Annotated in this window: 7 protein-coding genes; 4 read left to right on the top strand and 3 right to left on the bottom strand. The window is 43.0% G+C overall.

The window, feature by feature from the left end; all coding sequences use genetic code 11:
- Positions 1-62: 62 nt before the first annotated feature.
- Entirely contained in the window at positions 63-2,492 is a 2,430-nt protein-coding gene (locus AC1DV1_RS11215) for an ABC transporter permease (protein WP_477358820.1), read from the bottom strand.
- Positions 2,493-2,662: 170 nt separating this feature from the next.
- A complete protein-coding gene (locus AC1DV1_RS11220; RefSeq protein ID WP_477358823.1) occupies positions 2,663-5,425 on the bottom strand; it encodes an ABC transporter permease in 2,763 nt (920 codons plus the stop codon).
- Between the two features lie 250 nt (positions 5,426-5,675).
- On the opposite strand from AC1DV1_RS11220, the gene AC1DV1_RS11225 reads away from it, so the two are divergent.
- Together AC1DV1_RS11225 and AC1DV1_RS11230 are read left to right on the top strand one after the other, a co-directional pair.
- The gene (locus tag AC1DV1_RS11225) at positions 5,676-6,956 is read left to right on the top strand and encodes a metal-dependent hydrolase family protein (RefSeq protein WP_477358826.1); all 1,281 of its coding nucleotides are present in this window, start codon (positions 5,676-5,678) and stop codon (positions 6,954-6,956) included.
- Positions 6,957-7,093: 137 nt separating this feature from the next.
- Positions 7,094-9,592, top strand: a complete 2,499-nt coding sequence (locus AC1DV1_RS11230) for a M1 family metallopeptidase (protein ID WP_477358829.1) — start codon at positions 7,094-7,096, stop codon at positions 9,590-9,592.
- Positions 9,593-10,117: 525 nt separating this feature from the next.
- Here AC1DV1_RS11230 and AC1DV1_RS11235 read toward each other — a convergent pair.
- Positions 10,118-10,528: a BrxA/BrxB family bacilliredoxin gene (locus AC1DV1_RS11235; RefSeq protein ID WP_477358832.1), complete on the bottom strand. Its 411-nt coding sequence runs from the start codon at positions 10,526-10,528 to the stop codon at positions 10,118-10,120.
- A gap of 199 nt (positions 10,529-10,727) precedes the next feature.
- On the opposite strand from AC1DV1_RS11235, the gene AC1DV1_RS11240 reads away from it, so the two are divergent.
- Complete coding sequence (locus tag AC1DV1_RS11240; protein ID WP_477358835.1) at positions 10,728-11,600, top strand: peptidoglycan DD-metalloendopeptidase family protein; 873 nt, start codon at positions 10,728-10,730, stop codon at positions 11,598-11,600.
- A 98-nt stretch (positions 11,601-11,698) separates the two neighbouring features.
- On the top strand, positions 11,699-12,061 hold the full coding sequence (locus tag AC1DV1_RS11245; RefSeq protein ID WP_477358838.1) for a bactofilin family protein: 363 nt from the start codon (positions 11,699-11,701) through the stop codon (positions 12,059-12,061).
- The last annotated feature ends 265 nt before the right edge of the window (positions 12,062-12,326 follow it).

Here is a 12,326-nt window from a genome sequence, read left to right on the forward strand (position 1 = left end):
ACAGCTGTCTTGATTCTTGACCCTAACTCGCCTGCAACGGTCTTGATACTTACTACTTGATACTATTCTGCTTTTAGGCTTTTCACCGGGTTCATTAATGCTGCTTTTATGGCCTGGAAACTTACTGTAAACAGGGCTACTACAACAGCTAACATACCCGCCAAGGCAAACATCCACCAGCTAATGGTTACGCGGTATTCAAAATCCTGCAGCCATTTGCTCATGCCCCACCAGGCCAAAGGCGTGGCTATTACAAAGGCGATGATCACCAGCTTTAAAAAATCTGTTGATAGCAATTGCACTATACCGGTTACGCTTGCGCCTAATACTTTACGGATGCCTATCTCTTTGCTGCGCTGTTCAGCACTAAAGGCAGCCAGGCCAAACAGACCAAGGCATGATATCACAATGGCCACCATCGTAAATGAATTGATGATTTGAGATAGCATTATCTCGGTTTCGTATTGTTTTTGAACCTCGGTATCCAGGAAAGTATATTCAAATGGCACCTCGGGGAAATCTTTACGCCAAACTGCCGAAATTTTATCAAGCAGGGCCTTATAATTACTGCTGCCTACAGATACCAGCATACAATTAAAATAGCCGGGATCGTTTTGGTATACCATCATAAAGGGCCGCACTTCGCTGTGCAGGGAATTGTAATTAAAGTTTTTCATTACGCCGGCTATTTCAACAAAGGTGGCTGGTTTGCCATCGTATTGGGAATATAGCCTGGTGCCGGGTGCTTTTTGCACATCCAGGCCAAGGCGTTTGGCCAAAGTTTCATTGATTAATACCCGGTTGGTATCATTCAGCCTGAAATCGCGGCCGCTTATTAAATTTACGCCGTTGGCTTTTACAAAATGTTCGTCGGTATTAATGTTTTGGGCATCAACCGCGGCGGCCATGTTGCCACCTGCCAGGAAAACGCCATGATCGTGCGGCACAAATTGCCCTAAATAGTTATCCGCATTATTTACTGCTTTTACTTCTGAGAGTTCTTTCAGATCATTGGTAAAAGCAGCCATCTTTTTCTGCGACGCTTCGGTGTAAAAATTGAAGATGAGCTTTTGGTTTTTATCAAAACCAAGGTCTTTATTTTTGATGTAGTTTAATTGGCTATAGATAACAATGATACCAGTAACCAAAACTATAGATAAAACAAATTGGAATACAACCAGTGATTTACGAATACCGGTTGCCGAAACCTGGTTGGTAAAATTCCCCTTGATCACCTTAATTGCTTCAAAAGCCGACAGGTAAAATGCCGGATAGCTACCCGCAACCAGGCCGGTAACAGCTACAAGGCTCAACAGCATTAACCAGATTTTGTAATTGCTGAAAAAATCTAATTGGATGTCTGCCCTGGTAACCTGGTTAAGATAAGGCATCAGTAAGATTAGCAGTGGCAATGCAATGGCAACACCAATAAATGCCAGCAGGAACGATTCGCCTAAAAACTGTTTGATTAAATCGCCTTTTCCTGCGCCTATTACTTTGCGTACACCAACTTCCTTGGCGCGTTTTGAGGCGCGGGCGGTGGATAGGTTCATAAAGTTGATACAGGCAATTACCTGGATCATCACGGCAATTAATATCAGCAGGAATAAAAACGAAGGGTCGAGGGATTTACTCAGTTCGTTTTCAAAACCTGGGGTGGTGTGAATGCTGTTTACCGGCTGCAGGTGTAATACCTTTTTCATGCCGATAGCTTTTAGTTGTTGGGCCGCATATTTATTCAAAAAATCAGGCAGCTTTTTTTCCAGTGCTGCAGCACTGGCATCGGGCCTTAATTTGATGTAGGCATACAGGAAGTTATTGCCGGCCCAGGCATCATTCCTCCGTACCGATTCGCCAAATCCACCGCTGTTCATCGCTATGTACATATTGCCATGAATGTGCGATTTGCCCAGGCTTTCGTCAATCACGCCCATAACCTTATAATCGTGTTTGCCGAAGGAGTTATCAATAGATATCATTTTGCCAACGGCATTCTCGCTACCAAAAAGTTTATCGGCCACGGGCTTAAACAGCACTATAGAATATGGCTCTGCTAAAGCGCTGTTAGCGCTGCCACTCACAAAATGGTAGCTGAATACGTCGAAAAATGTAGAATCCACAAACAGCGCGTCCTTCTCATAAAACGACTTTTCTTTGTAGCGCAGCAGGTGTTGTTTGGCGCCAAACTTTTCGGTAGTTACCACGCGGGTAAATTGCTTTACCTCGGCAAAATCATTCCGCATAGCCGGGGTTATCGGCGGCGAACTTGCCCCGCTATGGTGCTTATCGCCGGTCAGCTCCAGGTCGGTAGTTACCCGGTAAATATTTTCTACACCGTTATGCTGTTTGTCGTAACTATACTGGTCCTGCACATACAATAAAATATACAGGCAACACAAAGTACCCGTAGCCAGGCCTATAATGTTGATGAAACTAAAGGTTTTGTTTTTTAACAAAAACCTCCACGCTGTTTTTAAATAACTCTTAATCATTGTTCATTGGTATTATTGTCATTAAGTCATTGGGTTATTAAGTCATTGAAAAGTTTGCAATGACTCAATGACGTGAAGCATAATGACCTAATGACTTTTCCCTCTCTTTATTCTTGACTCTTAACTCTCTTTTATTTTCTGTCTTGATACTTGATACTTACTACTTGATACTATTCTGCTTTCAAACTCTTCACCGGGTTCATTAACGCGGCTTTGATGCTTTGGTAACTCACGGTACAAATGGCAATTACAATGGCCATTATCCCCGCCAGGGCAAACATCCACCAGCTGATGCTGATGCGGTTGCTGGGGTTAAAATCCTGGAGCCATTTATTCATAGCCCACCAGGATATGGGGGACGCTATTAGTATGGCTATAAATACCAGCTTAACAAAATCCAGCGAGAGTAGCCGGGTAATGTTGGCGATGCTTGCGCCAAGTACCTTGCGGATGCCTATTTCGCGGCTGCGTTGCTCGGCCATAAAGGCGGCCAGGGCAAACAGGCCAAGGCAGGCTATAATAATAGCCAGTACAGCAAAACTGGTAAATATGCTGCCCATGCGCTGAACATCGGCATACATGTTGGCAAATTGCTCGTCCATAAAAGTATAGCGGATGGGTTGGTTTGGCGAAAAGTTTTTCCAAACGGTGGTGATCTGCGCCAGGGTGGCCTTTATATCGGTAGATTTTATTTTTACCGATACAATTGTAGGACTATTGCCCAGGTGCATTACCAACGGTTCGAGGCTACCCTTTAGCGTTTCAAAATTAAAATCCTTTACCACGCCAATAATGGGCACAGGCGCACCATAATTGCTTATTCTTTTACCGATGGGGTTTTTAAGGCCTAATTTTTGGGCCATGGTTTGGTTAATGATCACGGCCTGCGAATCGGTTTTTAGTTTAGGGTTAAAATCCCGGCCGGCTACTATAGTCATGCCCAGGGTTTTTATATAATCGGCATCAACATCCCAAAACTGGCCACCGGTACCGGCTTCCAATTTCTGTTTACCCTCGTTATGAAACTCATTGCCGTTACGCTTGGTACCCGATACCGGTAAAAAATCGCTCACGGTGGCGCTTTTTACTGCCGATAGCTTCAGCAGCTCGTTTTTGAAGTTTTGCACTTCGCCTTCCAACGTGTGTGTGCCCTGTATCATCAGCACCTGGTCTTTTTCAAAACCCACCTTTTTATTCAATATATAATGCATCTGGTTATAAATAACCACCGTGCTGATAATTAATATAATGGATGTTGTAAACTGAAAAACCACCAGCCCATTGCGCAAAAATGAGCTTTTGCTGCCGGTAGCCAGCTTGCCCTTCAGCACTTCAACAGGTTTAAAGCCGGAGAGGTAGAATGCAGGGTAAACACCCGCCAGTATGCCAACCACTACTGCGGCAGCCAATATGGTGGGCATAAACCACCAATGCTGCCATGGTATGGTGAGTGTTTTTGCTGCAAGCGTATTAAAATAAGGCATTAATAACGCCGCCAAAATAATGGCTATAATAAAAGAGATAAAGCTGTAAATTAATGATTCGGTTAAAAACTGGCTGATCAGCCCGCTGCGTTGCGAACCAACCACTTTGCGCAAGCCCACCTCCTTTGCCCTGTTGGCAGATTTTGCTGTGGCCAGGTTAATAAAATTAATACAGGCTATCACCAATATAAAGCCTGCCACCGCGCCAAACAGCCACACAAAACGGATATCGCCGTGCGAAAGGCCGTCGCGGATATCATAAGAGTATAGGTTGATATCTTTAATGTTTTGCAAAAACATGGTTAAAGCGGCGGCAATCCTATCGGCGTTTTTATCGCCGCCCCTTCTCATATCGGGTATGTAATAGCCTTTTATTATCCCATCGGTTATCTTTTTATTTAAGGCTTTAATATCTGCGCCCGGCTTAAGTAGCACGTAAACATCGTAATTGCTGGCTCCCCAGGTTTCCTGCTCGCCATCCCAAAACTTAATGCCGGTAAGGGTAAGCAAAAAATTATAATGCAGGTGTGTTGTTGGAGGGAAATCCTGCATTACCGCACCAATTTTATAAGGCCTGCTTTTGTTGTTATTAAGGAACATTACCTTGCCAACCGGGTTTTGGCCAGGAAAATATTTATCGGCTTTGCTTTTTGATATCACCATGGTTTGCGGCTCGGTAAGCGCGTGCGCCAGATCGCCATACACCATGGACACTTTTAACATCTCCAATAACGACTGATCGGCGTAAGCAAAACCATCCTCGTGGGTATTTTCCACGCCATCAGCACGTTTCAGCTCGTTGCTGCCGGCACCCCAAAAAAGAGAGTTTGGCATCAATCGGCCCGATTTTTCCACCTCCGGATAGTCGTTTTTTAATGTTTTGGCCATAACTGCAGGCCAGGAAGTACCTTTTTCGTGTATGGCATCTATATTATAGGCACCCACAACCCGGTAAATCCTATCGGCATCAGGGTAGTTTTTATCAAAACTAATTTCGTCGCGGATATACAACGCGATTAATAAACAAGCGGCGATACTAAACGCGAAGCCGCCAATTTTTATGGCGGCGTACATTTTTTGTTTTTGCAATTGCCTTAAAGCAACTTTTAAATAATTTTTAATCATACCGGTGTTAATTAAAATTGAACTTCTTTTATCCGATTTATAGTGTTCTTTATAGGCAGGCAAATAAGGCGGCACAACCCTTGTATTATCTTTGGCCATCGTATCTGCAGGCTTTATATTTTGCAGTATCCTTTCAAATAACAAGGAGCTGTTGGTTTTTGTATCCTCTTTTTCATCCTGCCACCAGTCAAAAATTAACATCAATGAGGTTTTCAGTTCGGGGTTTTTCATTAACAGCTTATCCAACTCCAGCAGTTCATCTGCCGATGCCTCGTTAGCCAGTTTTTTTGTCGCCAGTTGCCAAACGTGTTCCTCTATATCCATAGCTTACAGGTAGATAAATTATGATACCAGGGCATACCCTACTAATTACATAGAATAAAATATGTGCCATTTATTTAAATGTCAGTAAATCAATTATTTACGTTGGTGGAGGTGCGCCGGGTGTTCGAATACGTACATCTGGTGTTCGGTTTTATGCGGAAGGCGTACAGATTGACCCGTCGGGAAATAGCTATACAGATTTGTGAAAAATAATCATATTTTAGCTTAAGTAACGGTAACCCATCTTTATATGCAAAAAATCATCCTCATCGTTTTTCTTCTTTTTGTTGCAGAAACCGCATCGGCCCAGAAAACTTACATCCAATGCGGAAAATTGATCGACGGAACCTCATCGGCAGCGCAAACCCAAATAACCATAGTGGTTGAAGGCAAAACCATTGTCGATATTCAAAAAGGATATACATCGGGAACCGGAACAGACAAGATTGTTAACCTGCAAAATAAAACGGTAATGCCGGGGCTAATTGATTGCCATGTACATCTTGAATCTCAGTTTAATAAAAATTCGGCTATCCAGGGTTTTACATTAACCGATGCCGATATTGCTTACCAGGCATCGGTATTTGCCAAACGCACACTCATGGCGGGCTTTACTACGGTGCGCGACCTTGGTGGCTCAGGCGTAAACATAAGCCTGCGCAAGGCAATAAGGCAGGGTTTGGTTGACGGGCCCAGGGTAATAACTGCCGGCAGGGCAATATCAGCCAGTGGCGGCCATATGGATCCGTCGGATGGGTTCAGGGACGATGCTTTTAACCACCGCCCAGGGCCCGATGAAGGTGTGGCGGATGGTAGGGACGAATTGATAAAAGCTGTAAGGCTTCAATTTAAACGCGGATCTGACGTAATCAAAATAGCATCTACAGGCGGGGTATTGGATTTAAGCGAGGATGGATCCGGTGCGCAGTTCAGCATTGACGAAATAAAGGCCGTTGTGGAAACAGCCAAAGATTATGGACTTAAAGTGGCCTGCCATGCCCACGGCGCCGAAGGCATACGAAGGGCCATATTGGGTGGCGTAACTTCGATAGAACACGGCACCTTTATGGATGATGAAGATATTAAATTGGCCAAGCAGTACGGCACCTGGTATGTGCCCACCATCATCGCCGGAAAATCGGTTGCCGATTCTGCCCGTATCCCTGGGTTCTTTCCGTCGGTAATTGCCCGTAAAGCCCTTGAAATAGGCCCCCAGATACAACAAACATTTACCAAAGCCTATAAAGCCGGGGTGAAAATTGCCTTTGGTACCGATGCAGGAGTATACGCACACGGTAAAAACTACATTGAATTTCAGTACATGGTTGAAGGTGGCATGACGCCGATGGAAGCTATAAAATCGGCAACAAGCAGCGCCGCAGATCTGCTGGGCATGAGCTCAAAAATTGGCAGTATAGCCAACGGGAAATCGGCCGATATTGTTGCGGTTGACGGCGACCCCTTACTTGATATAAAAGCGATGAAAAACGTAAGTTTTATCATGAAAGAGGGGAAAATATACAGCTTATAACGGTAAATAAATTCTTGTAACGGTAACATTAATATGTACCGGGCGTCTTACGTGCGTTAAGGGTCAAAACCTTTTGCCCCCGGCGGGTGTATTAGTTTATAATACATTCGCTGCTGTTTGTTTACTATTTACCATATATGACTGATTTGAAACTATTATCTACACTACTGCTTTCCGCGGCTTTGTCTGCCACGTTTACATCATCACAGGCCCAGCAAACGCCCCAGCCCGAAGACCCCGCACTTAAAATTTACCGCGAAACACCCCGTAAGGTTAACGATTTGGTGCACACCAAATTGGATGTTCGGTTCGATTACAAAAAACGTTATATGTACGGCAAGGAATGGGTTACGTTAAAACCACATTTTTATCCTACCGATACACTCCGTTTAGATGCCAAAGGCATGGACTTAAAAACCATTGCTGTTGTAAAAAACGGTAAAAACGTACCGCTAAAGTTTACTTATCAGGATAGTTTGAGCGTGGCTATTAAACTGGATAAAGTTTACCGTAATAACGAAAGCTACACCATTTACATTGATTACACGGCCAAACCGAATGAGCTTAAAGTAAAAGGCAGCGCAGCTATTAACGATGCCAAAGGTTTATATTTTATTAACCCGGATGGTACAGAAAAGGATAAGCCAACCCAAATATGGACGCAGGGCGAAACCGAAAGCTCATCGGCATGGTTTCCTACTATTGATAAGCCAAGCCAAAAAACTACCGAAGAGATTAGCATGACGGTGCTATCAAAATACGTAACCCTATCAAACGGCAAACTGGTATCGCAAAAAAACAATGCCGATGGTACCCGAACTGATACCTGGAAACAGGATTTGCCACACTCACCGTACCTGTTTATGATCGCCGTTGGCGATTTTAAGATCTATAAAGATAAATGGCGCAACAAAGAGGTAAACTATTACCTGGAGCCTAAGTATGCACCGTACGCCAAAGAAATTTTTGGGATGACACCCGAGGCTATCGAGTTTTACTCCAAAACACTAGGGGTTGATTATCCCTGGTATAAATACTCGCAAATTGTGGTTCGCGATTATGTGAGCGGAGCAATGGAAAATACATCTGCTACCCTGCATGGCGTTTATGTGCAAGGTACCCACCGCGAACTGTTAGATGCCTACTATGACGATGGCCGCAGCACAATTGTGCATGAACTTTTTCATCAATGGTTTGGCGATTATGTAACCGCCGAAAGCTGGAGCAACCTAACAGTAAACGAATCATTTGCCAATTTTAGCGAAACACTTTGGGCCGAGCATAAATATGGCCACGATGTAGCCGACGAGCATAACTATATTGATATGCAAAACTACCTGCGCTCGCCAGATGCACGTACCAAAAACCTGGTGCGCTTTCATTACGCCGATAAGGAGGATGTTTTTGATGTGGTTACCTATCAAAAAGGCGGTCGCATATTAAATATGCTGCGCAACTATTTAGGCAACGAGGCTTTTTATAAAGGCCTGAATATTTACCTGACCACCAATGCCTTTAAAAATGGCGAAGCTCAGCAATTGCGCTTAGCCCTTGAACAAGCCAGCGGGCTGGATTTGAATTGGTTCTTTAATCAATGGTATTATGGTGCCGGCCATCCGATACTGGACATTAGCTATAAATGGGACGATGCTACCAAAACCCAAACCGTTTACCTGCAGCAGAGCCAGGACGGGCAGATATTTAAACTGCCAATGGCTATTGATATTTACGCAAGTGGCAAAAAAATACGTCATAAAGTTTGGATGAACAATCAAAATGATACGCTTACCTTCAAACTGGCATCAAAGCCCGACCTGGTGAATGTTGATGGTGATAAAATACTGCTGGTTAAAAAGACTGACCATAAAACCTTGCAGGAATTTGCTTTCCAGTATTTTAATGCGCCGCTTTACCTGGATAGGTTGGAAGCCATTAATGCAGTTGCCGATAAGCAAGGCGAAAAAGACGCGCAAAAAGTTCTGATTGCGGCTTTGAATGATAAGTATTACGGTTTGCGCGATAAAGCCATCCGTACAATTAAGCTGGATAATGATGCCATCCGTAACGCGGCGCAGCCTATTTTGGCCAAGCTGGCGCAAACAGATGATAATACATTGGTGCAGGCCCAGGCTATCGCTGCGTTGGGTAGCCTTAAAGCATCAGGTAATATGAATTTGTTTAAACAGGCACTAAGCAGCCAGTCATATGCTGTACAGGGTGCTGCGTTAAATGCCATTAATTTGCTCGACCCGGCATTGGCCATGAACCTGGCAAAAAATTATGAAGCTGATAACAAAGGCGGCCTTACTGTAGCCATGATGGATGTTTACGCCACCAGCGGAACTGATGCCCAATGGGCATTTGTGTACAAGCAATTTGACGAAGCCGCGCCACAAGCTAAATATAACGCCCTCGATAAATTTAGCGCTATGGCAGGTCGTGTTCAAAAACCAGAGTACGCCCAGCAAGGCATCAGCCAGATTAAAGATTTTGGCATAAAATATAAACCACAGGGTATTGGCGATCCCGCGATTAAATTTATAACCAGCATTAAAGAAAAGCGTGCGCAGCTGCATGACGATGCAACAGTGAAAGTGGCGGAAGATGCAATTAAACAGATCAACGATGCCAAATAGATGTGCAGATTTCAGATTTCAAATGTGCAGATGAAAGGAATTTGAAAATTTGGTAATTTGAAGATTTGAAAATGAAAAAGGACAGATTTTAGATGTGCAGATGAAAGGAATTTGAAAATTTGGTAATTTGAAGATTTGAAAATGAAAAAAGACAGATTTCAGATATGCAGATTTCAGATTTCAAATGTGCAGATGAAAGGAATTTGAAAATTTGGTAATTTGAAAATTTGAAAATGAAAAAGGACAGATTTTAAATGTGCAGATTACAGATTTCAAATGTGCAGATGAAAGGAATTTGAAAATTTGGTAATTTGAAGATTTGAGAATGAAAAAAGACAGATTTAAAATGGGCAGATTTCAAATTACAGATGTGCAGATAATTAAAATAAAAAGCCCGGAGGATTTGAAATCTCCCGGGCTTTTTATTTAACGTTTTATTTGCAGGCTTAAAATATTGTGGACTTTACCATCCTTAACCTTTCAGCTTTTACCTTTCGCCTTTAACCTTTCGGCTTTCACCTAAAATTAGCAGTATTGCTCAAAAGCGCCAATCAGGTTATCGGCAATCATTTGGGCAGGGCGGCCTTCAATTTGGTAGCGCTCAATAATGTGTACCAGTTTGCCATCTTTAAACAAAGCCATAGCCGGTGACGATGGAGGATAAGGCAACATATAGTTACGTGCAGCATCTACGGCGTCTTTTTCCATACCTGCAAAAACGGTAACTAATTTATCGGGATGTTTTCCATTTGCGGCGGCAATCCTGGCGGCAGGGCGTGCATTTGCGGCAGCGCAACCACATACTGAATTTACCATAACAAATACAGTACCTTCGCTTTCAATAGCGTTTTTTACTGCCTCGGCATCTTTCAACTCCTCAAAACCAACCCTGGTTAAATCTTCCCGCATGGGGGCAACTAAATATTCTGGATACATGGTATGTTTATTTTTTTTGAATTTTTATCAACTGCAAAAATAAGAAATGATTAACACTATACGTTTAAAAAACGCAATAATAACAATATGCTGACGATGTAGCTTTATTATAACCATCAGTCCGTAAGGCGTTTGTTTATAATGGCTATTGATTTATTCAATGTTATCGTTATATTGCCAACCCTAATTTATGATTTTGATGAAACAAAAGACATCTGATATCAGTACCGTTGTTGTTATTAATAAAAACCAGCAGCCTACACGGTCTTTACAAATTAAAACAAAACACCTTAACAATCTTAAACATTACGCGCTTGGCATCCTGTCGGTTGTACTGGTTTTGGTAGGAGGCATTATTTATTTAAGATGGCAAAACCAGCAGCAGGAAGTTGAAAAACAGGCGCTGATGGCCCAGATAGTAAAATTAAAAGGCACAGTACCTGCTCAGGTGGCAGCGCCGGCCGAGGCTAAACAAGGCAGCGCGCAAAGTTACATCCAATCGATTGAAGTTAAACTGAAAACAATTAATGATTACCTGCGCCGCAGGGGCTTAAAAGGCTTTAGTACCAAAGGAATTGGCGGCGATAACAACACCGAAGGTAAAAAGTTAAATGATGGCGAAGTATACTCGCTGTATAACGATTACCTTAACCACCTGATGGGTACCATTGCATTTACCCCCATGGGCTACCCCCGCATCAGTTCATTTACCTCGTTTTTTGGGTACCGCAGCGACCCTTTCGACAGTGCAAGCGCAGAATTTCATCCCGGTATTGATTTTAAAGGCAAACGTGGCGACGAGGTGAAATGTACCGCAAGCGGTAAGGTTGTTTTTGCAGGCTGGGCCGGTGGTTATGGCAACTGCATCCGCATTCAGCATATTAACGATATCCAGACTGTTTATGGGCACCTATCTAAAATAAAAGTAAAAGTAGGGCAGGAAGTAAACCTTGGCGATGAGATTGGCCTTGTTGGTTCAACCGGCCACTCAACCGGCGCGCACCTGCACTACGAAGTACGCAGGCACGGCAAAGCCGTAAACCCGGTTAATTTTTTAACACTGAACAAGTGAGTTTTACGTTGGACGTTTTACGTAATACGTTCCAATATTTTTTTGCTTCCTGTTTATGCAAAACGTAAAACTTATCACGTACAACCTATAACGTAACTATGGCTATTTTCGGTAAAAAAGATAAAGTATCGCTCGATTTGCAATCCATATCAACCCTGATAAGTGAAGGCTGCGAAATTGGCGGCAATTTTAAAGCCCCGGCATTTGCCCGCATTGACGGACAGGTAACCGGTGATGTTACAGTTGATGAAGGCCTTATCCTTGGCGAAAAAGGCGTTATCACCGGTAATATTATTACCAAAGAGATTGTAGTTTACGGTACAGTAACTGGTGATATCCAAACCTCATCCCTTGAAATACGGGCCACCGGCAAAATCACCGGCACCATAACCACCCAAACCCTGTTGGTTGAAACCGGCGGCGTTTATAATGGATTGCTGAGCATGGGGGTGGTAAAATAGAATCAAGAGTTAAGAATCACTGTTGTCCGATAAACATAAAAAAGGAGAAAAAAAGGTCATTTGTGTTTAATTGAGGGATATTTAACGGCGACAATTAAAACAAAGCCCCCTTTTTAGGTTTTAAAAAGTGTTAGTTGGTAGCTTTTTACTTCGCTGTTATATCCTATAATTGCTTTTTCAGGATTTACGAGGAAGTTGATCAGATCGATATAAGTTCCAAGATGTTGCCTGATAAGACCGGCTACGTTAGCAAATGACCATTTAT

It is taken from the genome of Mucilaginibacter sp. P4_D1 (assembly GCF_056401935.1).

What these genes read in the sequence shown, in the direction of transcription:
- AC1DV1_RS11215 (WP_477358820.1), bottom strand. Translation starts at nt 2,492, where the DNA reads ATGATTAAGAGTTATTTAAAAACAGCGTGGAGGTTTTTGTTAAAAAAC.
- AC1DV1_RS11220 (WP_477358823.1), bottom strand. Translation starts at nt 5,425, where the DNA reads ATGGATATAGAGGAACACGTTTGGCAACTGGCGACAAAAAAACTGGCT.
- AC1DV1_RS11225 (WP_477358826.1), top strand. Translation starts at nt 5,676, where the DNA reads ATGCAAAAAATCATCCTCATCGTTTTTCTTCTTTTTGTTGCAGAAACC.
- AC1DV1_RS11230 (WP_477358829.1), top strand. Translation starts at nt 7,094, where the DNA reads ATGACTGATTTGAAACTATTATCTACACTACTGCTTTCCGCGGCTTTG.
- AC1DV1_RS11235 (WP_477358832.1), bottom strand. Translation starts at nt 10,528, where the DNA reads ATGTATCCAGAATATTTAGTTGCCCCCATGCGGGAAGATTTAACCAGG.
- AC1DV1_RS11240 (WP_477358835.1), top strand. Translation starts at nt 10,728, where the DNA reads ATGAAACAAAAGACATCTGATATCAGTACCGTTGTTGTTATTAATAAA.
- AC1DV1_RS11245 (WP_477358838.1), top strand. Translation starts at nt 11,699, where the DNA reads ATGGCTATTTTCGGTAAAAAAGATAAAGTATCGCTCGATTTGCAATCC.